This is a genomic window from Pseudomonas sp. E6002 (assembly GCF_013385565.1).
GTDB lineage: Bacteria > Pseudomonadota > Gammaproteobacteria > Pseudomonadales > Pseudomonadaceae > Aquipseudomonas.
Genome location: NZ_JACAPT010000022.1, coordinates 1 through 25347 on the forward strand (window position 1 = coordinate 1; position 25347 = coordinate 25347).

25 protein-coding genes and 1 pseudogene are annotated in these 25347 nt (G+C 61.5%); 16 read left to right on the plus strand and 10 right to left on the minus strand.

The features are described from left to right. Positions 1 to 266: 266 nt before the first annotated feature. Together HX815_RS17065 and HX815_RS17070 are read right to left on the minus strand one after the other, a co-directional pair. Positions 267 to 1760, minus strand: coding sequence for a CoA-acylating methylmalonate-semialdehyde dehydrogenase (locus HX815_RS17065; RefSeq protein ID WP_003211182.1), 1494 nt, complete (start codon positions 1758 to 1760; stop codon positions 267 to 269). 39 nt (positions 1761 to 1799) lie between these two features. Next, a complete protein-coding gene (locus tag HX815_RS17070; RefSeq protein ID WP_008430786.1) occupies positions 1800 to 3149 on the minus strand; it encodes an aspartate aminotransferase family protein in 1350 nt (449 codons plus the stop codon). Positions 3150 to 3274: 125 nt separating this feature from the next. On the opposite strand from HX815_RS17070, the gene HX815_RS17075 reads away from it, so the two are divergent. The 4 genes from HX815_RS17075 (at position 3275) to HX815_RS17090 (ending at position 7017) form a co-directional block, all read left to right on the plus strand. Further along, positions 3275 to 4195: a LysR family transcriptional regulator gene (locus HX815_RS17075; RefSeq protein ID WP_087693467.1), complete on the plus strand. Its 921-nt coding sequence runs from the start codon at positions 3275 to 3277 to the stop codon at positions 4193 to 4195. An 86-nt stretch (positions 4196 to 4281) separates the two neighbouring features. Further along, a complete protein-coding gene (locus tag HX815_RS17080) occupies positions 4282 to 5676 on the plus strand; it encodes a uracil-xanthine permease family protein (RefSeq protein ID WP_003211176.1) in 1395 nt (464 codons plus the stop codon). An 87-nt stretch (positions 5677 to 5763) separates the two neighbouring features. Further along, positions 5764 to 6423, plus strand: a complete 660-nt coding sequence (locus HX815_RS17085; RefSeq protein WP_003211175.1) for a TetR/AcrR family transcriptional regulator — start codon at positions 5764 to 5766, stop codon at positions 6421 to 6423. A gap of 12 nt (positions 6424 to 6435) precedes the next feature. After that, positions 6436 to 7017: a YigZ family protein gene (locus HX815_RS17090; protein WP_087693470.1), complete on the plus strand. Its 582-nt coding sequence runs from the start codon at positions 6436 to 6438 to the stop codon at positions 7015 to 7017. A 302-nt stretch (positions 7018 to 7319) separates the two neighbouring features. Here the strand turns inward: HX815_RS17090 and HX815_RS17095 are convergent, their stop codons facing one another. Continuing rightward, complete coding sequence (locus HX815_RS17095; RefSeq protein ID WP_008430778.1) at positions 7320 to 7712, minus strand: hypothetical protein; 393 nt, start codon at positions 7710 to 7712, stop codon at positions 7320 to 7322. Between the two features lie 83 nt (positions 7713 to 7795). Between HX815_RS17095 and HX815_RS17100 the strand changes: the two genes are divergently transcribed. From HX815_RS17100 to HX815_RS17110, 3 genes are all read left to right on the plus strand, one after another. Continuing rightward, complete coding sequence (locus HX815_RS17100; protein WP_102368021.1) at positions 7796 to 8146, plus strand: MerR family transcriptional regulator; 351 nt, start codon at positions 7796 to 7798, stop codon at positions 8144 to 8146. 26 nt (positions 8147 to 8172) lie between these two features. Next, entirely contained in the window at positions 8173 to 8859 is a 687-nt protein-coding gene (locus HX815_RS17105; protein ID WP_003211169.1) for an SDR family oxidoreductase, read from the plus strand. A gap of 145 nt (positions 8860 to 9004) precedes the next feature. Next, entirely contained in the window at positions 9005 to 10363 is a 1359-nt protein-coding gene (locus HX815_RS17110) for an 8-oxoguanine deaminase (RefSeq protein ID WP_003211168.1), read from the plus strand. 155 nt (positions 10364 to 10518) lie between these two features. Here the strand turns inward: HX815_RS17110 and HX815_RS17115 are convergent, their stop codons facing one another. After that, positions 10519 to 11607, minus strand: a complete 1089-nt coding sequence (locus tag HX815_RS17115; RefSeq protein ID WP_003211166.1) for a calcium:proton antiporter — start codon at positions 11605 to 11607, stop codon at positions 10519 to 10521. Positions 11608 to 11801: 194 nt separating this feature from the next. Here HX815_RS17115 and HX815_RS17120 point away from each other — a divergent pair, with 194 nt between their 5' ends. Further along, positions 11802 to 12755 carry an adenosine deaminase gene (locus HX815_RS17120; protein WP_008430770.1) on the plus strand — a complete coding sequence of 318 codons (954 nt, stop codon included), beginning with the start codon at positions 11802 to 11804 and terminating at the stop codon, positions 12753 to 12755. Here HX815_RS17120 and HX815_RS17125 read toward each other — a convergent pair. Next, on the minus strand, positions 12752 to 13444 hold the full coding sequence (locus tag HX815_RS17125; protein WP_087693474.1) for a helix-turn-helix transcriptional regulator: 693 nt from the start codon (positions 13442 to 13444) through the stop codon (positions 12752 to 12754). The genes HX815_RS17120 and HX815_RS17125 overlap by 4 nt on opposite strands. Before the next feature lie 138 nt (positions 13445 to 13582). Next, positions 13583 to 14512: a LysR family transcriptional regulator gene (locus tag HX815_RS17130; protein ID WP_003211159.1), complete on the minus strand. Its 930-nt coding sequence runs from the start codon at positions 14510 to 14512 to the stop codon at positions 13583 to 13585. A gap of 117 nt (positions 14513 to 14629) precedes the next feature. Between HX815_RS17130 and HX815_RS17135 the strand changes: the two genes are divergently transcribed. From HX815_RS17135 to HX815_RS17145, 3 genes are all read left to right on the plus strand, one after another. Continuing rightward, positions 14630 to 14923: a putative quinol monooxygenase gene (locus tag HX815_RS17135; RefSeq protein ID WP_003211158.1), complete on the plus strand. Its 294-nt coding sequence runs from the start codon at positions 14630 to 14632 to the stop codon at positions 14921 to 14923. Positions 14924 to 14951: 28 nt separating this feature from the next. Further along, a complete protein-coding gene (locus tag HX815_RS17140; RefSeq protein ID WP_177028619.1) occupies positions 14952 to 15965 on the plus strand; it encodes a zinc-binding alcohol dehydrogenase family protein in 1014 nt (337 codons plus the stop codon). A gap of 145 nt (positions 15966 to 16110) precedes the next feature. Next, a complete protein-coding gene (locus HX815_RS17145) occupies positions 16111 to 16290 on the plus strand; it encodes a hypothetical protein (protein WP_003211153.1) in 180 nt (59 codons plus the stop codon). Between the two features lie 6 nt (positions 16291 to 16296). Here HX815_RS17145 and HX815_RS17150 read toward each other — a convergent pair whose 3' ends face one another. Then, positions 16297 to 17490 (minus strand): multidrug effflux MFS transporter, encoded by a 1194-nt coding sequence (locus HX815_RS17150; protein ID WP_087693476.1) that lies wholly within the window; start codon positions 17488 to 17490, stop codon positions 16297 to 16299. An 87-nt stretch (positions 17491 to 17577) separates the two neighbouring features. Next, the gene (locus HX815_RS17155) at positions 17578 to 17778 is read right to left on the minus strand and encodes a heavy-metal-associated domain-containing protein (RefSeq protein ID WP_003211150.1); all 201 of its coding nucleotides are present in this window, start codon (positions 17776 to 17778) and stop codon (positions 17578 to 17580) included. Between the two features lie 147 nt (positions 17779 to 17925). Here HX815_RS17155 and HX815_RS17160 point away from each other — a divergent pair, with 147 nt between their 5' ends. The 4 genes and pseudogenes from HX815_RS17160 to HX815_RS17175 all read left to right on the plus strand — a co-directional run. Then, a complete protein-coding gene (locus HX815_RS17160; protein ID WP_003211148.1) occupies positions 17926 to 18306 on the plus strand; it encodes a hypothetical protein in 381 nt (126 codons plus the stop codon). 76 nt (positions 18307 to 18382) lie between these two features. Next, on the plus strand, positions 18383 to 20584 hold the full coding sequence (locus HX815_RS17165) for a cation-translocating P-type ATPase (protein ID WP_177028620.1): 2202 nt from the start codon (positions 18383 to 18385) through the stop codon (positions 20582 to 20584). Then, positions 20581 to 20982, plus strand: a complete 402-nt coding sequence (gene cueR, locus HX815_RS17170) for a Cu(I)-responsive transcriptional regulator (RefSeq protein ID WP_008430758.1) — start codon at positions 20581 to 20583, stop codon at positions 20980 to 20982. Before HX815_RS17165 ends, cueR begins: the two co-directional genes overlap by 4 nt. A 213-nt stretch (positions 20983 to 21195) precedes the next feature. Next, positions 21196 to 21405 (plus strand): annotated as a pseudogene (locus HX815_RS17175) (MerR family DNA-binding protein); the annotation flags it as partial. A gap of 145 nt (positions 21406 to 21550) precedes the next feature. Here HX815_RS17175 and HX815_RS17180 read toward each other — a convergent pair. Both HX815_RS17180 and HX815_RS17185 read right to left on the minus strand, forming a co-directional pair. Beyond that, complete coding sequence (locus tag HX815_RS17180; RefSeq protein WP_008438985.1) at positions 21551 to 22450, minus strand: PA4780 family RIO1-like protein kinase; 900 nt, start codon at positions 22448 to 22450, stop codon at positions 21551 to 21553. Between the two features lie 151 nt (positions 22451 to 22601). Then, a complete protein-coding gene (locus HX815_RS17185) occupies positions 22602 to 23879 on the minus strand; it encodes an acetyl-CoA C-acetyltransferase (RefSeq protein ID WP_087693751.1) in 1278 nt (425 codons plus the stop codon). A 114-nt stretch (positions 23880 to 23993) separates the two neighbouring features. Between HX815_RS17185 and HX815_RS17190 the strand changes: the two genes are divergently transcribed. Further along, the gene (locus HX815_RS17190; protein ID WP_177008349.1) at positions 23994 to 25346 is read left to right on the plus strand and encodes a 3-oxoacyl-ACP reductase; all 1353 of its coding nucleotides are present in this window, start codon (positions 23994 to 23996) and stop codon (positions 25344 to 25346) included. The last annotated feature ends 1 nt before the right edge of the window (position 25347 follow it).

Consider the following 25347-nt stretch of genomic DNA (forward strand, 5'->3'; position numbering starts at 1 on the left):
AGAAGATCGAACCGTTAATAGAGCCAAACAACACCGCTCCATCAACTCCTTCTGGGCCTCGATGATCTGAAGCAGCTCGCTGTCGAAACCTACATAACTCTTTGTTTACCAAGGAGTTTTCCGTTTCGACTGCGCCGGAAGTGGGGCGAATTATAGACTTCCAGAATCTGCCGTCAACACCTTTTTTCACAATACTGTCATATCGGTCAAAAAAGCCCTGAAAAGCAAAGGCCGGCCCCAAAGGGCCGGCCTTCTACTTACCGAACCTACAAGCTAGGAAAGGCAAACTGCGACGCCTCATGACTGGCCCGTTGCGGCCAGCGCTGGGTAATCGCCTTGCGACGCGTATAGAACCGCACGCCATCCGGCCCATAGGCATGCAAGTCGCCAAACAGCGAGCGCTTCCAGCCACCAAAGCTGTGATAAGCCACCGGCACCGGCAACGGCACGTTGACGCCAACCATACCCACTTCAATTTCGTCACAGAACAACCGCGCCGCCTCACCGTCACGGGTGAAGATACAGGTGCCGTTGCCGTACTCGTGATCGTTGATCAACTGCATGGCCGCTTCCAGGCTGTTCACCCGAACCACACACAGCACCGGCCCGAAGATCTCTTCTTTATAGATGCGCATCTGCGGGGTCACGCGGTCGAACAAACTGCCCCCCAGGAAGAAGCCATCTTCATTACCGGCAATACTCAGGCCACGACCATCGACGACCAACTCAGCACCCGAAGAAACGCCGTCCTCTATATAGCCACTGACTTTATCGCGCGCCTGGCCAGTGACCAGCGGCCCCATGTCCAATCCACACGTGGTGCCCGCACCAATCTTCAGCGCCTTGATCTGCGGCACCAGCTTGGCGACCAATGCGTCAGCCACCTGGTCGCCGACACACACGGCAACAGAGATCGCCATGCAACGCTCACCGCACGAACCATACGCCGCGCCCATCAAGGCACTGACAGCGTTATCGAGATCCGCATCCGGCATCAGCACCGCATGGTTCTTCGCCCCGCCCAACGCCTGTACACGCTTGCCGCGCTTGGTGGCTTCGGAATAGATGTACTCGGCGATCGGCGTCGAGCCGACAAAGCTCAACGCCTTGACTTCCGGCGCTTCGATCAGCGCATCCACCGCGCCTTTATCGCCATGCACCACACTCAGCACGCCTTTAGGCAAGCCAGCTTCCTGCAACAGTTGTGCAATCAGCAGCGTCGAGCTTGGATCACGCTCCGACGGCTTGAGGATGAAGCAGTTACCGCAGACGATCGCCAGCGGATACATCCACAACGGCACCATCGCCGGGAAGTTGAACGGCGTAATACCGGCCACCACACCCAACGGCTGGAAGTCAGACCAGGCATCGATATTCGGGCCAACGTTACGGCTGTACTCGCCCTTGAGGATTTCCGGCGCCGAGCACGCGTACTCCACGTTCTCGATCCCGCGCTTGAGTTCACCAGCCGCATCTTCCAGGGTCTTGCCATGCTCTTCGCTGATCAGCTGGGAGATACGCGCTTCGTTCTGCTCAAGCAATTGCTTGAAACGAAACATCACCTGGGCACGCTTGGCCGGTGGCGTGTTACGCCAGGCCGGGAAAGCTGCCTTGGCCGAATCGATGGCGCTTTGAATGGTTTCACGGCTGGCCAACGGCACCTGGTGAATCACCTGGCCAGTCGACGGGTTGTACACGTCGGCAGTGCGACCGTTTTCGGTGACCAATTGGCCGTTGATCAAATGCTGGATGAGGCTCATGCAGGGCTCCTGAAAAGTTGTTCTATATAGAAGGAGAAATCAGTCGATCTTGTTCAGCACTTCGCCGACCGCATCGAACAAGCGATCCAGGTCCTGCGGCTTGCTGTTGAAGGTTGGGCCGAACTGCAGGGTGTCGCCGCCAAAGCGCACGTAGAAGCCGGCTTTCCACAAGGCCATGCCCGCTTCGAACGGACGCACGATGGCATCACCATCACGCGGGGCAATCTGGATCGCACCGGCCAGACCATAGTTACGAATGTCGATCACGTTCTTGCTGCCCTTCAGGCCGTGCAGCGCATTCTCGAAATGCGGTGCGACTTCGGCCACGCTCTGCACCAGGTTTTCCTTCTGCAGCAGGTCGAGTGCCGCCAAACCAGCCGCGCAGGCAACCGGGTGGGCCGAGTAGGTGTAGCCGTGCGGGAACTCCACCGCGTACTCAGGCGTCGCCTGATTCATGAACGTCTGATAAATCTCGGTGCTGGCAATCACCGCGCCCATCGGGATCGCGCCGTTGGTGACTTGCTTGGCAATGCACATCAGGTCCGGGGTCACGCCGAAGCTGTCAGCACCAAACATCGAACCGGTACGACCGAAGCCGGTGATCACTTCGTCGAACACCAACAGGATGTTGTGCTGATCGCAGATCTCACGCAGACGCTTCAGGTAACCCTGCGGCGGAACCAGCACGCCGGCAGAGCCCGCCATCGGCTCAACAAACACCGCGGCGATGTTCGACGCATCGTGCAACTCGATCAGCTTGAGCAGCTCGTCCGCCAAGGCAATCCCGCCCAGCTCCGGCATGCCACGGGAGAACGCATTGCTCGCCAGCAGGGTGTGAGGCAGATGGTCAACATCCATCAGCCCCTGACCAAAAATCTTACGGTTACCGTTCACGCCGCCCAGGCTGGTACCGGCGATGTTCACACCGTGATAACCACGGGCACGGCCGATCATCTTGGTCTTGGTCGCCTGGCCTTTCAGGCGCCAGTACGCACGCACCATCTTCACCGCGGTATCGGCGCACTCGGAGCCGGAGTCGGTGAAGAACACATGGTTCAGGTTGCCCGGCGTCAGGTCGGTAATCTTTTCTGCCAGCTGGAACGACAACGGATGACCGTATTGGAAGCCCGGCGAGTAGTCCAACGTACCCAACTGCTTGGAGACCGCTTCCTGGATTTCCTTGCGAGTGTGCCCGGCGCCGCAGGTCCACAGACCCGACAGCGAGTCATACACCTTGCGCCCCTTGTCATCGGTCAACCAGCTGCCTTCGGCTGCCACGATCAGGCGTGGGTCACGATGAAAGTTGCGGTTGGCGGTGTACGGCATCCAGTGCGCGTCCAGCTTCAGTTGGCTGGCCAGGGTGGACGGAGCGTTTTCGGGCATGTTCATGAGCAAAACCTCGCAAGGCAAAAGGCAGCGTCGGGATTGAAAAGCGTTGTTGCAGCTAAATTGCCACGGGGATAAAGTCGGTGAAATCCAACTCTTCTAACCTTCAGTCAGGCCTTCACTAAACTATGAGCAGCCGTCGACCCGACCCTCTGGCCCAAGTCAGCGACTTCGATATCCGCCTGTTGCGCATCTTTCGCAGCGTGGTGGAGTGCGGTGGCTTCTCGGCGGCGGAAACCGTTCTGGGGATTGGCCGCTCGGCCATCAGCCAGCAAATGAGCGATCTTGAACAGCGCCTTGGCCTGCGCCTGTGCCAACGCGGGCGGGCGGGGTTTTCCCTGACCGAGGAAGGACGCGAGGTTTACCAGTCGGCACTACAACTGCTCAGCGCCCTGGAAAGTTTTCGCACCGAGGTCAACGGCCTGCACCAACACTTGCGCGGCGAGCTGATCATCGGCCTGACCGACAACCTGGTCACCCTGCCCCACATGCGCATCACCCACGCCCTGGCACAGTTGAAGGAACGCGGCCCGGACGTACAGATCCAGATCCGCATGATCGCCCCCAATGAAGTCGAACAAGGGGTGCTCGACGGCCGCCTGCATGTCGGCGTAGTCCCCCAGGCCAGCGCCTTGTCGGGACTTGAATACCAGCCGCTGTACAGCGAACGCTCGCTGCTCTATTGCGCAGTGGGCCACCCGCTGTTTTACGCCGACGACAAGCAACTGGACGACGACCGCGTCAACAGCCAGGACGCCATCGCCCCAACCTTCCGCCTGCCCGCGGATATCCAGGCGCACTACCAGGCACTCAATTGCACCGCCAGCGCCTCGGACCGCGAAGGCATGGCCTTCCTGATCCTCACCGGCCGCTACATCGGCTACCTGCCCGACCACTACGCCAGCCTGTGGGTACAACAAGGCCGACTGCGCGCGCTGAAACCGGCTACACGTTTTTACGATTTGAGCCTCGCTTCGGTCACGCGCAAGGGCCGTCGCCCTCATTTGGTGCTGGAAAGCTTCCTCGAAAGCCTGGCCGCAACGCGCTAACACGGGCCTTACAGAAAAACCTGAGCAACTGGACAGCTTTTTGCAAGACAAGGGGATCTCGAACCGTCAGCCATGAGTTCCCCGCCATGCCGCCAGAATCCAACACCCCCAGCGACCTGATCTACGGCCTCAACGATAGGCCCAAACCTTTGCCTGCATTGCTTGCCGCGTTGCAGCATGTGTTGGCTGCCTTCGTCGGCATCATCACCCCGCCGCTGATCATCGGCTCTACCCTGGGCCTGACCGCCCACCTGCCCTACCTGATCAGCATGGCATTGATGGTTTCCGGTGTGGGCACCTTCATCCAGGCGCGCAGGCCGTTTGGCATTGGCGCCGGGATGATCTGCCTGCAAGGCACCAGCTTCGCGTTTCTCGGCGCCGTATTGTCGGCCGGGTTTCTGGTCAAGCAACGCGGCGGCAGCCCGGAAGACATCCTGGCGATGATTTTCGGTATCTGCTTCTTCGGCGCCGCAGTGCAGGTCGTGTTGAGCCGTTTCATCGGTCAGCTCAAAAGGGTAATCACGCCGCTGGTGACCGGCATCGTCATCACACTGATCGGCATCAGCCTGATCAAGGTCGGCATCACTGACCTTGGAGGCGGCTTCAATGCCCCGGACTTCGGCGCGCCAACCAACCTGGCACTCGGCCTGTTCGTGGTACTGACCATCATCCTGCTCAACCGCTCGAACACGCCATGGGTACGGCTCTCCGCCATTATCATCGGCCTCGCACTGGGCAGCCTCGCCGCCTGGTTCAGCGGCAAGTTGGTGCCCCAAGCCTTGCCTGATTTGCCATTGATCAGCCTGCCTACACCGTTCCACTTCGGTTTCAATTTCGATTGGAGCGCTTTCCTGCCGGTAGCACTGATTTATCTGATCAGCACCATCGAAACCGTCGGCGACCTCACTGCCAATTGCATGATCGCCCGCCAGCCCATCAGCGGCCCTTCCTATATAAGCCGACTCAAGGGTGGCGTACTGGGAGATGGCATCAGTTGCATGATCGCCGCCACCTTCAGTGCCTTTCCCAACACCACATTCGCCCAGAACAACGGCGTGATCCAGCTGACCGGCGTGGCCAGCCGTTACGTCGGCTTGTACATCGGCGCGGTACTGTTTTGCCTCGGGCTGTTTCCGTTGATTGGTGCGGTGCTGCAGCAAATCCCCAAGCCGGTGCTGGGCGGCGCAACCCTGGTGATGTTCGGCAGCGTAGCGGCGGCCGGCGTGCGCATTCTCGCCCAGGCCCCGCTGGATCGGCGCAGCATGCTGATCATCGCCACCTCGTTCGGCGTCGGCCTGGGGATCGCGGCGCAACCGAACCTGCTGCACCTGATGCCAACCCTGGTGCAGAACCTGTTCGACTCGGCCATCACCAGCGGCGGCCTGACCGCCATCGTATTGTGCCTGCTGCTACCTGAAGCCAAGGCTCCCGTGGATGCCGCAAACCGGACCCTGGAAAGCGACACTCTGGAGCCGCTTTAAGGGTTTTATCGTATCGGGACTTGTCTGGGGCTTGAGGGTGGGTTATCTGTGCACACGTCGCCTTCATCGATCTGCACGGAAACCTCCATGAGCCTCGAAGTTCCTGCCCACAGCAACCACGCCGGAAAACCTGCAAGCCGCATTCGCCAAAAGAACGAACAAGCGATTTTGCAGGCCGCCGAAGACGAGTTCGCCCGTCATGGCTACAAAGGCACCAGCATGAACACCATCGCGGCGAGTGCCGGGTTGCCGAAAGCCAACTTGCACTACTACTTCACCAACAAGCTGGGCCTGTACATCGCGGTGCTCAGCAACATCCTCGAATTGTGGGACAGCACCTTCAACACCCTGACCGCCGAGGATGACCCGGCGGCCGCCCTGACCCGCTATATCCGCACCAAGATGGAATTCTCCCGGCGCCAGCCACAAGCCTCGCGGATCTTCGCGATGGAGATCATCAGCGGCGGTGAGTGCCTGACCGAATATTTCAGCCAGGACTACCGCGCCTGGTTCAGCGGCCGTGCGGCGGTATTCCAGGCCTGGATCGACGCCGGCAAGATGGACCCTATCGACCCGGTGCACCTGATCTTCCTGCTGTGGGGCAGCACCCAGCATTACGCCGACTTTGCCACCCAGATCTGCCGCGTGACCGGGCGCACCAAGCTGACCAAGCAGGACATGGAAGACGCCGGCACCAACCTTATCCACATCATTCTCAAAGGCTGTGGCATCAAGCCGGCCCTCTAAACGAAGTTACCCATGCCTTTCACGCTTACCGGCCTTTGCGAGTTTCGCGAAGAAATTCGCAAAAGCCGCTTCATTACCCTCGCCGCCCCGATCAGCAGCCCCCAGGACGCCCAGGCCTTCATCGACCAGCACAGCGACCTGAACGCCACGCACAACTGCTGGGCCTGGAAACTCGGCGATCAATACCGCAGCAACGACGACGGCGAACCCGGCGGCACGGCCGGGCGCCCGATCCTGGCCGCGATCGAAGCGCAGGATTGCGACCAGGTCGTGGTGCTGGTGATCCGCTGGTACGGCGGCATCCAACTGGGCACCGGCGGCCTGGCCCGCGCCTATGGCGGCGGCGCGAACAAATGCCTGCAAGCCGCCGAACGCGTCGAGCTGATCAAACGGGTGCCGCTGAGCTGCTCCTGTGGTTTTGCCGAGCTGCAGTTGGTGAAGCTGCGAGTGGTCGAACTGGGTGGGCTGGTGATGGAAGAAACCTTCACCGCCAATGGCGTCGACCTGCAGCTGGCCCTCGGCGAGGCACATATCGACACCCTGCAAGCGCAGCTCGCCGACCTGAGTCGCGGGCGCATTCTGCTGGAGCGCTGAAACTGCCCACATCTACTGTGCACCTGCCTGTGGATAACCTGAGCACACTCGCCTGTAACCCTTCTGTCACAAGGGTTTCAGACGGTTGTACAGTTTTTGTTCAAGGCACTGCACGAAAGTATTAATCCAGCTCAAAAACAGTCAGTTAGGCGGGTTATGTCCTTTAGAACAAAGGGCCACAGCGCTTATATCCACCGGGCACGCTTGCGCACAATTACTGTGGAGCAACCTGTGGATAACCCGTGCAAGAGTCACCCCGCAGCAGAGCCTGCAACGTTCCGGCACAACTGAGCATTTTTTGATCAACTTGCTGCTCGGCGCACCGGTATCAACTGAGCCACCGCCCACAGCACTTCAAACACCACGACAATCACCAATACAGTACTGGCACCATGGGCCAGCGCGTAGATCTGCCAGGTGGCAAACAGCACTCGGCCGGCGGCGTCGTAGCGGCCAAAGATCGCTTGTGGGTCGCGGATTCGTAGCACCGACCACACGCAGACAATCGAGCCCATCAGGTTCGCCATCAACATATGCACAGGCGCGAACGGCGGCAGCTCGCCGGGCAGGTTCAACGCCACCAGGGCGTTATGCAGCAGGACAAACGTCCAGGGTGTGACCAGTGCGGCGGTGACGATCAGGTCGTACCAACCGCTGGCCCGAACCAGTCGACGGTATTGGTGTGCGGTCCACATAGCCGTAAGCTCCTTAAATTCAAGAAGCCAGCAGGCTAAAGCCTGGAGTAAGCTCCAAGGTCAAGCCCCCTTGAGCCCTCTACATGCGTATCGGCGAATTAGCCCAGGCCAGCCAGGTCAGTCGCGACACCCTGCGTTTCTACGAGCAACGCGGGCTGATTGCCGCGCAACGCAGTGCCAACGGTTACCGTGACTACCCCGCCGACATGGTGCAACTGGTGCTGTACATCAAGACCGCCCAGCGCCTGGGCTTCAGCCTGGGTGAAATCGGCAACAGCGTCGGCGCATTATGGCAAGCTCCAGACCCCGACAGCGCCGTGACCCAGCTCCTGCAAGACAAGCTCCACCTGATCGAAACCCGCATCGCCGAACTCGACCAACTGCGCCAGGAGTTGCAGCAAAGGCTCGGCCAGCGTTGTCCACTGAACCCGTGAACCTCCACCGTCAAAGGAAGCCATTCATGTCCACTTCAAAAACCGCACTGATTATCGGCGCCTCCCGGGGCCTGGGCCTTGGCCTGGCCAAGCAACTGCTGGCGGACGGCTGGGAGGTGACCGCCACCGTGCGCGACCCGCAAAAGGCCGATGCCTTGAAGGCCTTGGGCGAGGTGCAAATCGAAAAGCTCGACATGGATGACCAGCAGGCGGTAATCGCCCTCAGCCAGCGCCTCAAGGAAAAAACCTTCGACCTGCTGTTCGTCAACGCAGGTGTCAAAGGCCCGGCCAACCAGGAGCCGGGCCACGCCACCCTGGCTGAAGTCGGCCAACTGTTTTTCACCAACGCCGTGGCGCCGATCAACCTGGCCCAGCGTTTTGTCGGGCAGATCCGCCCAGGCACCGGCGTGCTGGCCTTCATGAGTTCGATCCTGGGCAGTGTCACCATTCCCGACGGCTCGGACCTGGCGCTGTACAAGGCCAGCAAGGCCGCCCTCAACTCCATGACCAACAGCTTCGTCACCCAATTGGGCGATCAGAAACTGACCGTGCTGTCGTTGCACCCGGGCTGGGTGAAAACCGACATGGGTGGCGAAAACGCCCACATCGACGTGCCCACCAGCGTGCGCGGCCTGGTTGACCAGGTGAATGCCTACACCGGCAAGGGCGGCCATCACTTTGTGGACTACAAGGGCGACACCATCGCCTGGTAAAAAACCGGGATCGTTATCGGCCGATTGCCGTCGATAACGATCCACACGTAAACTGCGCACCTCGCCCTCCCCGGCGACCCTGGATCAGCAGACAGGGCAACACTGAGCTGGCAAACCTGAACCCATCATTCAGAGGAGCCGGCCAATGCCTGCGACCCGTATCTGGTTAAAAAACCCCCTCGCGATTTTCACTGCCAATGGCCTCGACGCCCGTGGCGGCCTGGTGCTGCAAGACGGTGTGATCACCGAAGTGCTGGGCTGGGGCCAAGAACCCGCCGTGCCCTGTGGACAAGTATTCGATGCCCGTGAGCATGTCGTCCTTCCTGGACTCATCAACACCCACCATCACTTCTATCAAACCCTGACCCGCGCCTGGGCGCCGGTGGTCAACCAGCCGCTGTTTCCCTGGTTGAAAACCCTGTATCCGGTCTGGGCCCGACTCACCCCGGAAAAACTCGCCCTGGCGAGCAAAGTGGCCCTGGCCGAACTGCTGCTCTCGGGCTGCACCACGGCGGCAGACCACCACTACCTGTTCCCGGACGGCCTGGAACAGGCGATCGACGTGCAAGTCGACAGCGTGCGCGATCTGGGCATGCGCGCCATGCTCACCCGCGGCTCCATGAGCCTGGGCGAAGCCGACGGCGGGCTGCCACCGCAACAAACCGTGCAGCAAGGCGAAGTGATTCTGGAAGACAGCCGCCGCCTGATCCGCCAGTACCACGAGCGCGGCGACGGCGCACAAATCCAGATCGCCCTGGCGCCCTGCTCGCCATTTTCCGTCACCCCGGAAATCATGGAAGCCAGCGCCGAGCTGGCCAACAACCTCGACGTGCGCCTGCATACCCACCTGGCGGAAACCCTCGACGAAGAAGACTTCTGCCTGCAGCGTTTCGGCCTGCGCACCGTGGATTACCTCGACAGCGTCGGCTGGCTAGGCCCGCGCACGTGGCTGGCCCACGGAATTCACTTCAACCCTGAAGAAATCGCACGCCTCGGAGCTGCCGGTACCGGCATCTGCCATTGCCCGAGCTCGAACATGCGCCTGGCTTCCGGGATATGCCCAACGCTGGACCTGCTGGCCGCCGGCGCACCGATTGGCCTGGGGGTGGACGGTTCGGCGTCCAATGATGCGTCGAACATGATCCTCGAAACGCGCCAGGCCCTGTACATCCAGCGCCTGCGTTACGGGGCAGAGAAGATCACCCCGGAACGGGTGTTGGGTTGGGCGACAAAAGGTTCGGCGCAGTTACTCGGTCGCAGCGACATCGGCGAACTGGCCGTAGGCAAACAGGCCGACCTGGCGTTGTTCAAGCTCGATGAACTGCGCTTCTCCGGCAGCCATGACCCGATCTCGGCGCTGCTGCTGTGTGGCGCCGACCGAGCGGACCGGGTGATGGTCGGCGGCAAATGGCGGGTGATCGACGGACAGGTCGAGGGCCTGGACCTGAAAGGCTTGATTGCCGATCACAGCCAGGCGGCGCGGGAACTGATCAACCGGACTTAACTGAAGAAACACTTTTCAAATGTGGGAGCGGGCTTGCTCGCGAATGCGTTGGGTCAGTCAACATATCTGGCGACTGACACTCCGTATTCGCGAGCAAGCCCGCTCCCACACAAGCCCGGTTTCCACAATTATTTCTGCGGTGTTTTCAGGATTGGTTACAGTCCAAGCAGCGACAGCATGATAAACGTCGCAAACAACACAAAATGGGTCATCCCTTCGATGGCGTTGGTTTCGCCATCGTTGAGGTTGATCGCACTGACAATCAGCGTGATAAACACCATCACGGTCTGCACCGGCGTCATCGCCATCTGAAACGGCTGGCCGGTGTACAAGGCCATGGCTTCCATCACCGGCACGGTCAAAATCACCGTCGACAGTGAAGCCCCCAGCGCGATGTTCACCACCGACTGCATGCGGTTGGCCAGCGCTGCGCGCAACGCGGTCAAAATCTCCGGGGCGGCGGAAATCGCGGCCACGATGATCGCCGTGATCACGGGTGGGGCACCCGTTCCTTCCAGGCCCAGGTCGAGGGTCTTGGACATCACCTCGGCCAACGCGCCAATCACGATCACGCCAAACACCAACGTCCCGATGGAAAACGCCAGGTTGATCGGCGGCGACTCTTCTTCCGGCTGTTTCTTGCGGCGTTTTTCCGGGTAGCTGTAGCTGAAGAAATAACTGTGGGGGCCCACCTGCATCCGCAGGAACAACGTGTAGAGCACTACCATCGCGCCGATGGTGAAGGCCGAGTAAATTTTCCAGTCGGCCTCGGGGATAAATTCCGGCACCACCATCGACACACCCATGGCGGTAAGGATCATCACGCTGTAGGTGCGCGCCGAATCGTCGTTGTAGGACTGTTCACCATGCTTGATGCCGCCCATCAGCGCGGCCAGGCCGAGGATGCCGTTGATGTCGAGCATCACCGCCGAATAAATGGTGTCGCGCACCAGGGTCGGCGAGGGCTCGTTGCTCATCATGATCGCCAGGATCACTACTTCCACCAGCACGGCGGCGAGGGTCAGGATCATGGTGCCGTAGGGGTCGCCGACCTTTTCCGCCAGTTGCTCGGCGTGATGGGCCACGCGCATCGAGGCCACGACGATAAAGCCGATCAGCGCTATGCCAGCCAACAGCGCCACCATCTGCCCGCTGTGCAGCATCCAGTGCTCCAGCGGGTAGGCCGCGATGGCGGCAATCAGCGCCAGCAGCATGAATTTTTCTTGCTTGATAGATGTGAGCATTGCAGGCCTTTTGAACGCGGCGAATCCGTCATTGATGGGGTACAGACTGCACCGCGCCGCTAACGTTTCGTTACACCTTAGTTCATGCACTGCTTGCACGGTGCCTGTGGATGCTTACCGCTTGGTCAGGTTTTGCCGATTATTTCGGCGTGCGCCTGTAGAATGCCGCCATTGCACCTGATGAGAACTTATAAATGTACGATTGGCTCAACGCCCTGCCCAAGGCTGAATTGCACCTGCACCTGGAAGGCTCGCTGGAGCCTGAGCTGCTGTTCGCCCTGGCCGAACGCAACAAGATCGCGCTGCCGTGGAACGACGTCGAAACCCTGCGCAAGGCCTACGCCTTCAACAACCTGCAAGAGTTTCTCGACCTCTACTACAAGGGCGCCGATGTACTGCGTACTTCCCAGGATTTCTACGACCTGACCTGGGCCTACCTGCTGCGCTGCAAGGCGCAGAACGTGATCCACACCGAACCGTTCTTCGACCCACAGACCCACACCGACCGTGGCGTACCGTTCGAAGTGGTGCTCAACGGCATTGCCGCCGCCTTGAAAGACGGCGAGCAACAACTGGGCATCACCAGCGGTTTGATCTTGAGCTTCCTGCGCCACTTGAGCGAAGAAGAGGCCGAAAAAACCCTCGACCAGGCACTGCCATTCCGTGATGCGTTTGTTGCCGTGGGCCTGGACAGCTCGGAAATGGGCCACCCACCGAGCAAGTTCCAGCGCGTGTTTGATCGTGCCCGTCACGAAGGTTTCCTGACCGTCGCCCACGCCGGTGAAGAAGGCCCGCCGGAGTACATCTGGGAAGCCATCGACCTGCTGAAGATCCAGCGTATCGACCATGGCGTACGCGCCATTGAAGACGAGCGCCTGATGCAGCGGATCATCGACGAACAGATCCCGCTGACGGTGTGCCCGTTGTCCAACACCAAGCTCTGCGTGTTCGACGACATGTCCCAGCACAACATCCTCGACATGCTTGAGCGTGGGGTGAAAGTGACGGTGAACTCGGACGATCCGGCGTACTTCGGCGGTTATGTCACCGAGAACTTCCATGCGCTGTACACCTCGCTGGGCATGACCCAGGACCAGGCCAAACGCCTGGCGCAAAACAGCCTGGATGCACGGTTGGTCAAGCCTTAATCACCGACCGGTCTGGCGAGCCGGGCAATTTCCAGTTGCCCGGCTTCACTGACCTGCAACGCCTGGGACTCATTGATCACGCTGACCCAGTTCGACTGCAGGCACAACTGCAACAACGCGGCCCCCAACGCACCGCCCAAGTGTGGCTGCTGTTCGCTCCAATCAAAACAATCGCACACGATCGGCTGAGCCAGTGCCTGGGTAAAAATCCCCAGCGCTGCGAGTTTGCGCGCACCTGACGGCGTCACGTCCGTACGCTGTTCCGCGCGCTCGATCCACCCGGCCGCCATCATCCGTTGATACAAACCCGCTGCCAGCTCGCCCCCCAGGTGACCATGGCACAGCCGCGCTCGCCGTAAAGCCGCAGGCGCAGTCAATGACCGCGAATGAATGGGCGTGCTGCGGGCGACGCTGGCCATCGTGGTGCAGGCCAATGCATCCACGGCGGCCGCCACATCGGCGGCGGCCACCCGGAAAAAGCGTTTGCCGCTGCGGGCTTCGACACGCAACAGGCCACCGGCCGTCAATCGCGTCAGATGCGCATTCGCCGAGGCCGATGACAGCCCGGCAAGTGCCGCCAATTCATCGGAGGGTTTGGCCGAGCCGTCCATCAATGCCCACACCATCGCGGTGCGTTTCGGGTCGGCCAGCAAGGTGGCGATCTGACTGATGCAAGGTGCCTGTTCCATGTGCTCATTCACTCCCTGTTGAATCATTTGTCTGCTGCGTCTGGCGGAAAAGTATAAGCGTGAAAACGCCGGGTTCCGTGCCGTCTTACAGCGCAACCAAGGACAGAAGCTGAAGGAAATTTCCCGATATCCCCAGGGTTATGGTGTAGAGGCTGATCGCTCCGGCAATTGCGCAGTCAATGTCGCACAACGGGCAACGAGCATTTCCCGCAGAAGATTGATCGGCTTGCTCAGTTGCGCGCGATGGGCACACAACAGATTGAGCGGCGTACGTTCGCCCCGCAGCTCCGGCAGGATCAGCCGCAGGCGCCCCGCCAGCACATCCGAGCTGACATCCAGCCAGGACTTGTAGGCGATACCCACCCCCGCCACCGCCCAGCGTCGCACCACATCGGCATCATCACTGAAGCGGTCACCGGTCACCGTCAGGCCGACATCACGCTTGCCATCGTTAAACCCCCAATGGTCATGCACCCGGCTGCCGAGCATGTACAGCAGGCAATTGTGCTGGGTCAGTTGCTCCAGGTGGCGCGGCTCGCCGTGCCGCGCCAGATAGCTGGGAGCAGCGCAGAGCACGCGGCAGTTGTCCGGGGCGATGGGCAACGCGATCAGGCTGGAGTCTTCGGGTTCGCCGTAGCGCAGGGCGATATCCACCGGCTGGCGGAACAGGTCGGCAATCCGGTCGCCCAACAACAGGCGTACGCTCAGGTTGGGGTATTCGCGCTGGAACTCATCCAGCCAGGGCAGCAGCTGGTTGCGGCCAAAGTCCGACGGCGCCGAGAGTTGAAGCACCCCGCTGACCTGATCCTGGCCGCTGGCCAACAACCGCCGGCCTTCATCCAGGCTGCTCAAGGCGGCCCGGGCGTATTCCAGGAAGCCTTCACCCTCGGCCGTCAGGCGCAGGCTGCGGGTGGAACGCGCCAACAACCGTGCGCCCAACTGCTGCTCGATGCGCTTCAACGCCGCGCTGGCCACCGCCGCCGACATGTCCATCACCCGTGCTGCCGCCGAAAGGCTGCCCAGGTCTGCCGCACGCACAAACAACTGCAAGTCATCAAAACGCAGCACGCCGACCGCCCATTATCAAAAAAGCATTGAAAGAGACTGCTCTTTTAGCGGGTTTTATCTTCCAGAGAAATAGCCAATCATCTGTCCATCCCGTTCATCACGTGTCTGGAGTCGAATATGTCTGCTGCCTTTAACGTCATCGCCACGCTGATCGCCAAACCCGGCCAACAGGCCACCCTGGAAACCCTGCTGCGCGAGCTGCTGGAACCGACCCGCATCGAAGCCGGCTGCCAGCAGTACGACCTGCACCAGGACCTGCAACACCCCGAGACTTTCTACATGCTCGAACGCTGGAGTGACGACGCCGCGCTGGCCGACCACGACCAGAGCGCGCATATCCAGAATTTCCGCACCAAGGCTGCCGACGTGCTTGAGCATTTCGAACTCAAGCGCCTGAAGTTTATTGCCTGATCAACCGCCCCCTTTTTTGGAAACCATCATGAAAGCCATCGCCTACTACGCCGCACTGCCGATCAACGATCCAAAATCCCTGCAAGACATCGAACTGCCCGAACCGGTCGCCGGCCCCCGCGACCTGCTGGTGGAAGTCAAAGCCATCTCGGTGAACCCGGTGGACACCAAGGTGCGCCAGAACGTCGCCCCGGAAAACGGCGCGGCCAAAGTGCTGGGCTGGGACGTGGCCGGTGTGGTCAAGGCCGTGGGCAGCGAAGTCAGCCTGTTCAAGGTCGGCGACAAGGTGTTCTACGCCGGCTCCCTGGTACGCCCCGGCGGCAACAGCGAACTGCACACTGTCGATGAGCGCATCGTCGGCCATATGCCGAAAACCCTGGGTTTTGCCGACGCTGCTGCACTGCCGCTGACCGCCATCACGGCCTGGGAATTGCTCTTCGAACGCCTGCAAGTGCGTGAAGGCAAGGCCGATGAAGGCCAGAGCCTGCTGATTGTCGGTGCTTCGGGTGGTGTGGGATCGATCCTGACCCAACTGGCGAAACAGCTCACCGGCCTGAAAGTCATCGGCACCGCCTCCCGTCCTGAAACCCAGGCATGGGCCAAGGACCTGGGCGCCAACCTGGTGATCGACCACAGCAAACCGTTGAGCGAAGAGCTGAAAAACGCCGGCCATCCGCAGGTGAACTACGTCGCCAGCCTGACCCAGACCGACCAGCACCTGGACCAACTGGTGGAAGCGCTGATTCCCCAGGGCAAACTGGCGCTGATCGACGATCCCAAGGCATTGGACGTAAGCAAGCTCAAGCGCAAGAGCCTGTCGCTGCATTGGGAGTTCATGTACACCCGTTCGATGTTCGAGACCAGCGACATGATCGAGCAGCACAACCTGCTCAATCGCGTCGCCGAACTGATCGACGCCGGTACTCTGAAAACCACCGTGGGCGAGCACTTTGGCGTGATCAACGCGGCCAACCTGCGCCGTGCCCACGAACTGCTGGAAAGCGGCAAGGCCAAGGGCAAGATCGTGCTGGAAGGGTTCTAACGAAAGGTTCTGTCAGTGTCGTCTGTTATTCATGTGAGTAATGGACGACACCGCTAGTCAGAGACTTGATCCTTGTCATATTTGTGAGCGTATTCGGGTTTATATTGGCCGCCTTTGCCACGCAATTTACGTGAGGAAGTCAGCAATGAAGATCCTGATAAAAGCGCTAGCAAGATCCGAAGGCAACAAATGGCAGGTCCGTCTCGACCAGAACGCCTTTACCTTCCGCAGTGAGGCCGAGGCCCGCGCGTTTGCCGACACCCTGCAAACCCGTATCCAGGCGCCTCACCGATTCCCCGAAAGCCAGCAGCGTTCTGCTGGCTGATCCTGATCAGTCCGCCGCTTGCAGTGCCCGTTGGCGCTGCAGGCGCCGGGTCAGCATCGCGAACGTTACGGCCAATACGCCACACAAGCTGATGACCATTGCCATCGGCATCGCCGTGCCGTCGTGCAGCACGCCGACCAACGACGCTGCGCCTGCGGCCACACCAAACTGGATGCAGCCGAGCAACGCCGACGCGCTGCCCGCCCGAGCGCCCTGCCCGCTCATGGCGCAGGCCGAGGTATTGGGCAAAATGCAGCCCAGGCTGGCGATGCAGATAAACAGCGGTACCAGCAGTGGCCACAAGGCGTCCGTGCGCAGCGCAGTAATTGCCAGCAACGACAGACCCGCCGCCAGGTAAACCCACACCGTGCGCGACAGCAAAAATGCCGGACCACGCGACGCGAGCAAACGCGCATTGACCTGTGCCACCAGGATAAAGCCCGCGGCATTCGAGCCGAATACCCAGCCATAGTGTTCGGCGGGCACGCCATAAAGCTTGATAAAGACGAAGGGCGAGCCCGCGATGTAGGCAAACATACCGGCAATCGAGATGCCGCCGGTCAAGGCATAGCCCAGGTACACCCGGTCCGACAGCAACCGGCCGTACTGGCGCAGTGCGCCTGACAGCGGCTGGCGCGGTTGATGGGCCGGGAAGCTTTCCGGCAGCCCGACTGCTACCGCAATGGCCGCCATCACACTGAACACCGTCAGCGCCAGGAAGATCGACTGCCAGCCCCAGACGCCAACCATCACCCCGCCCGCCAGCGGCGCGAGGATCGGCGCCAGCCCGGTGACCAGCATCAGTTGGGAAAACACCTTGGCCGAGCCCACCGCGTCGCATTTATCGCTGACCACCGCCCGCGAGATCACCATGCCCGCGCAGCCGCCCAGGGCCTGGACGAAACGCGCGCCGATCAGCCATTCCAGGGACGGCGCGTACGCACAGGCGAAGGACGCCAGGGTAAACAGGGTGACGCCGCTGAGCAGCGGCCCGCGCCGGCCAAAACGGTCTGCCAGCGGTCCATAGATCAACTGGCCGATCGCCAGGCCCGTGAAGTACACGGCCAAGGTCAGCTGAATATGTTTTTCGTCGGTGCCGAATGCCACGGCCATGGCCGGGAAACCCGGCAGGTAGAAGTCGATGGCCAGCGGCGCGAACGCGCTCAAGGCCCCCAAGATCAGGATTATACGAAGGTTCATCAGGCACCCAGGTGAGTCGGCAGCCCAACAGTCTAGCCGGGCTCGGGTGCCTTGAACATTAAGTTAGCTCGCTAACTATTCAAAAAGTCAGGCGAGCTTGGCGCTGTAGCCTTCTTCACTGATCAGGTTGATCACCTCTGCCGGCGACAGCAGGCTGCTTTCCACGCCGACTTCCTTTGTCGCGAGGTCGACGCGCACGCTGGCCGCCGGGTCCTTATCCTGCACCGCCTGGGTTACCGAGCGGACACAGTGGCCGCAGGTCATTCCTTCAACGCTGAATACTTGCATGACATGACTCCTTTAATGAGGTTGCCCGCAGTGTTGACCTTGCCATGATGGCAAGGTCAAGTTCTGAAAACATCGGCCGGGCTGGCATTCATTCGCGCCCTCGGCCAAGCTGCACTTATCCACGATGTGAACCTCGGAGAATTCGCCATGCGCTGGTCATTTTTTGGCCTTGTCAGCCTGATGGGCTTGTTTGCTGCTGTGCCACCGGCCAGCGCAGATGAAGATTATGCGGTGCTGATCATTTCCCGGGAGCGCCTGGAAGTGCCGACCAACTGCGAGATTGGCTTGTACATCCAGGACCAGTTGGCCGGGCGGCTGTTCCAGGAGCAGGCCACGTCATTCAACTTGCCGGCCGGGAATGTGTCGTTGCGCCTGAAGTTGTTGCCGGGGCAATCCCAGGGTTGCTTGCCGGGCATGCTCGCACCACCGGCGCAAAACATTACGTTGAAGGCGGGTGACGTGCGCAAGTTGCGTATCGCGCAAGGGCCGGACGGCATGTACCTGAAACCGGCCGCACTGGAATACTGAAACATTGATCTAACGCCTTGACCTTCCCCACAGGTCAAGGTTGATCCTAGGGGCAATCTCTCCTGGAGTACTGCCCATGAACGGATCCACCACCTTCGACCTGCCGATCAGCGGCATGACCTGCGCCAGCTGCGCCGGGCGGGTTGAACGGGCACTGGGCAAAGTGCCCGGGGTGCAAAGTGTCAGCGTCAACCTGGCCAACGAACGCGCCCACATTGAAGTGCTCGGCCAGATGGACCCCGGCGTCCTGATCGCCGCCGTCGACAAGGCCGGCTACACCGCCACCCTGCCCCAAAGCGAAACCGCCACCCAGGCCAGCCAGGAACAACGCCTGAGCCATGAACGCTGGTCGCTGCTGCTGGCAATCCTGCTCGCCGCGCCGTTGGTGCTGCCGATGCTGGTGCAACCGTTCGGGCTGCACTGGATGCTCCCGGCCTGGGTGCAATTTGCCCTGGCCACCCCGGTGCAATTCATCTTCGGTGCGCGCTTCTATATCGCGGCCTGGAAAGCCGTGCGCGCCGGAGCGGGCAATATGGACCTGCTGGTCGCCATCGGCACCAGCGCCGGTTACGGCCTGAGTATCTATGAATGGCTCACGGCGTCCGCCGGCACAATGCCCCACCTGTATTTCGAAGCCTCGGCGGTGGTGATCGCCCTGGTGCTGCTGGGCAAATATTTGGAAAGCCGCGCCAAGCGCCAGACCGCCAGTGCCATCCGCGCTCTGGAAGCCTTGCGTCCGGAACGGGCGATTCAGGTGATCGACGGCCGCGAGCAGGACGTCGCCATCACCGCCCTCATGCTGAATGACCTGGTGCTGGTCAAACCCGGCGAACGCTTCCCGGTGGACGGCGAAGTGGTCGAAGGCCAAAGCCACGCCGACGAAGCCTTGATCAGCGGTGAAAGCCTGCCGGTGCCGAAGCAGCCTGGCGACGCAGTCACCGGCGGCGCCATCAACGGCGAAGGCCGGCTGCTGGTGCGTACCCTGGCCCTCGGCGCGGAAAGCGTGCTGGCGCGGATCATCCGCCTGGTGGAAGACGCCCAGGCCGCCAAGGCACCGATCCAGAAACTGGTGGATAAAGTCAGCCAGGTGTTCGTGCCGGTGGTGCTGGTGCTGGCCTTGGCCACGCTGGTCGGCTGGTGGCTGTATGGCGCACCGCTGGAAGTCGCGCTGATCAATGCCGTGACCGTATTGGTGATCGCCTGTCCTTGCGCCCTTGGCCTGGCCACACCTACCGCCATCATGGCCGGTACCGGCGTTGCCGCCCGCCACGGCATCCTGATCAAGGACGCCGAAGCCCTGGAGCGCGCCCATGAAGTCAGCGCCGTGGTGTTCGACAAGACCGGCACCCTGACCTCCGGCGCACCAAAAATTGCGCACCTGGCCGCCATTGACGGCAATCAAGGGGCGCTCCTGCAACAGGCCGGCGCGCTGCAGCGCGGCAGTGAACACCCATTGGCCAAGGCGGTGCTGGATGCCTGTGCCGAACAAGGTTTGAACGTCGCGGATGTCAGCGCCAGCCAGTCCCTTACCGGGCGCGGCATTGCAGGCACCCTAGATGGCCGGCAACTGGCGCTGGGCAACCGTCGCCTGCTGGAAGAAACCGGCTTGAGCACCGGTGATCTCGCCGACTCGGCCAGTGCGTGGGAGGCCGAAGGCCGCACCTTGTCCTGGCTGATCGAGCAAGGCCCGCAGCCCCGCGTGCTGGGTTTGTTTGCCTTCGGTGACACGCTTAAACCGGGCGCCCTGCAAGCGATACAAGCACTCAAGGCTCGGCATATCAGCAGCCACCTGCTGACCGGCGATAACCGTGGCAGCGCCCGCGTGGTCGCCGAAGCCCTGGGCATAGATGACGTGCACGCCGAGGTGTTGCCTGCGGACAAGGCGGCTACCGTCGCCGAGCTGAAAAAGACCGGCGTGGTGGCAATGGTCGGCGACGGCATCAACGACGCACCGGCCCTGGCCGCGGCCGACATCGGCATCGCCATGGGCGGCGGTACCGACGTGGCGATGCACGCGGCAGGTATTACCCTGATGCGCGGCGACCCACGGCTGGTGCCGGCAGCCCTGGAAATCAGCCGCAAGACCTATGCGAAAATTCGACAGAATCTGTTCTGGGCCTTTGTGTATAACTTGATCGGCATTCCGCTGGCGGCGTTCGGCCTGCTCAACCCAGTGATGGCTGGCGCGGCCATGGCCCTGTCCAGTGTCAGCGTGGTGAGCAACGCACTGCTGTTGAAAACCTGGAAACCCAAGGACCTGGAGGACGAGCGTCCATGAACATCGGCCAAGCAGCACGCCAAAGCGGCCTGAGCGCGAAGATGATTCGTTACTACGAATCCATCGGCTTGTTGAAAGCCGCCCATCGCACCGACAGCGGCTACCGCATTTATGGCGCCGATGACTTGCACACCCTGGCGTTTATCAAGCGCTCGCGGGACCTGGGGTTTTCCCTGGAAGAGGTCGGCAAGTTGCTGACGCTGTGGCAGGACCGGGGACGCGCGAGTGCCGACGTCAAGGCGCTGGCCCGCCAGCATATCGATGAGCTGAACCAGAAGATCCTCGAGCTGGGGCAATTGCGCGATACGTTGCAGGACCTGGTGGAACACTGCCAGGGCGATCACCGGCCGGATTGCCCGATTCTCAAGGAGTTGGCGTCGGGCAGTTGTTGCACCTGAGCAAGTTTAACCAGGCATGCACGGAACCTAATGTGGGAGCAGGCTTGCTCGCGAATGCGGAGTGTCAGTCAATACATCAGTTGACTGAACCAGCGCTTTCGCGAGCAAGCCCGCTCCCACATTTGGATATCCACTCGCCGTTGGATCACTGCATCCAAGGCGGCGGTGGCGGCTCTTCCGACGCTTTGCTCGGTGGCGCATCGTCTGCCGCACGAGTTGCTGACCCTCTGGCAGGACCGGGGCCGTGCGAGTGCCGACCTGAAGGCGCTGGCCCGCAAGCATATCGATGAGCTGAACCAGAAGATCCGCGAGCTGGGGCAATTGCGCGATACGTTGCAGGACCTGGTGGAACACTGCCAGGGCGATCATCGGCCGGATTGCTCGATTCTCAAGGAGTTGGCGTCGGGCAGTTGTTGCACCTGAGCAAGTTTAACCAGGCATGCACGGAACCTAATGTGGGAGCGGGCTTGCTCGCGAATGCGGAGTGTCAGTCAATACATCAGTTGACTGAACCAGCGCTTTCGCGAGCAAGCCCGCTCCCACATTTGGATATCCACTCGCCGTTGGATCACTGCATCCAAGGCGGCGGTGGCGGCTCTTCCGACGCCTTGCTCGGTGGCGCATCGTCTGCCGCGCGAATCGCCTGGCGACGCTCTTCATCGAGCCGCGCCGCTTCGATCTCGCGGATAACACCGCCCACGTCAGCCAGCTCTTCCGGTTCGTCGAACTCGCCGGTCAACACACTGGCCGGGTGCAGAGTGCCGGCTTCATACAGCGCCCACATCTCCTTGGCGTACTTGGTCTTCTTCAATTCCGGGGCAAAGCGCCCGAAGTAGGAAGCCATGTTGCCCACATCCCGTTCCAGCATGCTGAACGCGTGGTTGTTGCCCGCTGCATCCACCGCCTGAGGCAGGTCGATGATCACCGGGCCCGTCGGCGTCAGCAGCACGTTGAACTCGGAAAGGTCACCGTGCACCAGGCCGGTACACAACATCAGCACGATCTGGGTAATCAGGAAGGCGTGGTATTCGCGGGCCTGGTCCGGCTCCAGCGTCACGTCGTTCAAACGTGGCGCCGCGTCGCCGTATTCATCGGCCACCAGCTCCATCAGCAGCACGCCTTCGAGGAAGTCGTACGGCTTGGGCACGCGAACACCCGCACCGGCCAGGCGAAACAGCGCCGCTACCTCAGCGTTCTGCCAGGCGTCTTCGGTTTCTTTCTTGCCGAACTTGGAGCCCTTGGCCATGGCCCGGGCCTGACGGCTGTTGCGGACCTTGCGGCCTTCCTGGTATTCGGACGCCTGACGAAAACTTCGTTTATTCGCCTCCTTGTAGACCTTGGCGCAACGTAACTCGTTGCCGCAGCGCACCACGTAAACAGCTGCTTCTTTACCACTCATGAGTGGGCGCAGCACCTCGTCGACCAGACCGTCCTCGATCAGGGGTTCAATGCGTTTAGGAGTCTTCATCAGCTTTTATTGTGGGTCCTTTATTACCAAACACGCGTATGGCACTCGTTATACGGCAATCCTCTCGCCGCGGGGAGAGGGTACCGACCTTTGACCGCTTAAGAATGCATCCAATATGCCAAATTGACCGGCGGCCCGATCATAGCCGAGATCAGCGCTCAATAATCGCGGTGACGCCCTGGCCCCCGGCGGCGCAGATCGAGATCAGGCCCCGGCCCTTGCCGGCTGCGTCCAGCAGCTTGGCCAGGTTGGCGACGATACGCCCGCCCGTGGCAGCAAACGGATGGCCGGCGGCCAATGAGCTGCCCTTGACGTTCAAGCGGCTGCGGTCGATAGAGCCCAGCGGTGCGTCCAGCCCCAGGCGGGTCTTGCAGTATTCCGGATCTTCCCAGGCTTTCAGTGTGCACAACACTTGGGCAGCAAAGGCTTCGTGAATCTCGTAGTAATCGAAGTCCTGCAGGGTCAGGCCATTCCTCGCCAGCAGGCGCGGCACGGCGTACACCGGCGCCATCAGCAGGCCTTCGGCGCCGTTGACGAAATCCACCGCCGCCGCTTCGCCATCGCGCAGGTAGGCGAGGATCGGCAAGCCGCGCTCCTTGGCCCACGCTTCACTGCCCAGCAGCACCAACGAGGCGCCATCGGTCAGCGGCGTCGAGTTACCGGCGGTGAGGGTGCCCTTCTCACTGCGCTCGAAGGCGGGCTTGAGGCTGGCGAGTTTTTCCAGGGTCAGGTCGGGGCGCAGGTTGTTGTCGCGGGTCAGGCCAAGAAAGGGCGTGAGCAAATCGTTTTGCCAGCCTTCGGCGTAGGACGCGGCCATTTTCTGGTGGCTTTCCAGCGCCAACTGATCCTGCTCGGCGCGGGGGATCTGCCAGGTCTGCGCCATCAACTCGCAATGCTGGCCCATGGACAACCCGGTGCGCGGTTCGCCGTTGCGCGGCAGCTCCGGCTTGAGGTGATGGGGACGAAGTTGTAACAAGACTTTAAGTTTATCCGCCATGGATTTGCTGCGATTGGCTTGCAGCAGGATTTTGCGCAGGCCCTCATTCACCCCGATAGGCGCGTCGGACGTGGTGTCGACGCCGCCGGCAATCCCGCTTTCGATCTGCCCCAGCGCAATCTTGTTCGCCACCAGCAACGCGGCTTCCAGCCCCGTGCCACAGGCCTGCTGAATATCGTAGGCCGGGGTTTGCGGCGACAGGCGCGAGCCCAGCACGCACTCGCGGGTCAGGTTGAAGTCGCGGGAATGCTTGAGCACCGCCCCGGCGGCCACCTCGCCAATACGCAGGCCGTGCAGGTTGTAGCGTTCGATCAGGCCTTCGAGGGCGGCGGTCAACATCGCCTGGTTGCTCGCCGTGGCGTAAGGGCCGTTGGAGCGGGCGAAGGGGATGCGGTTACCGCCAATGATCGCTACACGGCGCAATTGAGTCATGGAAAGCTCCCTTGAGGTTATGGGGTGAATCTCTGAGCCTAGCCTAGGCTCAATCGAACGACTTTCACCTATTGATGGTCCACCGTTTGAACCCCAGCACTCGGAGAGCGTTCCATGTCTGACCGTTATATCGACTTCGCCAACTCCAGCCTCGGCCATCGCCTGGTCGCCGCCATTGGCCTGCCGTCACCGGTACGCCTGGAACGCTGGCAGGCCGGACGCCTGCGCCCGGTGGAGGGTGCGCTGCTGATCGGCGGCGGCCCGCTGGCGACAAAAATCCTGCCATTCGCCAACAAACTGACCGACGCTATCTATAGCTACGGCACCGAACCGTCGACGGCAACCACCTGGATTCCCGGCCACGGGCCCAAGCTCAAAGCCGTGGTATTTGACGCCAGCCAGTTGCAGCACACCGATCAACTCAAGCAGTTGCGGGAATTCTTTCAGCCGTTGATGAAGAACCTCGACCACAGCGCGCACCTGGTGATCCTTGGCCGCGCCCCGGAAAGCCTCGGCGACCCGTTTGCCGCCAGTGCCCAACGGGCCCTTGAAGGCTTCAGCCGGTCGCTGGCCAAAGAGCTGCGCAGCGGCGGCGTCCTGCAATTGCTGTACGTGGGCGACGGGGCCGAGGATCAATTGGAGGGTGCGTTGCGGTTCTTCCTCTCGCCGAAAAGTGCCTATATCTCCGGCCAGGTCATTCGCCTGAACCCTTGCGCGACCCAGGTCGCGGACTGGACGCGCCCCCTCGCCGGGCACAAGGCCCTGGTGACCGGCGCCGCCCGCGGCATCGGTGCCTCGATCGCCGAAACCCTGGCCCGCGACGGTGCCGAGGTGATCCTGCTGGACGTGCCACAAGCCAAGGCCGACCTCGATGCCCTGGCCGCGCGCCTGGGCGCCCGCAGCATCGCCCTGGATATCTGCGCCGAAGACGCCGCCACCCAACTGATCGAACACCTGCCGGACGGCATCGACATCGTGGTGCACAACGCCGGCATCACCCGCGATAAAACCCTGGCCAACATGACGCCGGAATATTGGGACGCAGTCTTGGCGGTCAATCTCAACGCGCCGCAAGTGCTGACCAAGGCGCTGCTGGACAGCGGCACCCTGCACGACAACGGTCGCGTGGTGCTGCTGGCATCCATCAGCGGCATCGCCGGCAACCGCGGGCAAACCAACTACGCCGCGAGCAAGGCCGGGCTGATTGGCCTGGCCCAGGCCTGGGCGCCGTTGCTCGGTGAGCGCGGGATCAGCATCAATGCCGTGGCCCCAGGCTTTATCGAAACCCAGATGACCGCACACATTCCCTTCGCCCTGCGTGAGGCCGGGCGCCGTATGAGCTCCCTGGGCCAGGGCGGCTTGCCCCAGGACGTCGCCGAGGCGGTGGCCTGGCTCGGCCAGCCGGGCTCGGGCGCGGTGAGCGGGCAAGCGTTGCGGGTGTGTGGGCAAAGTCTATTGGGAGCGTAAG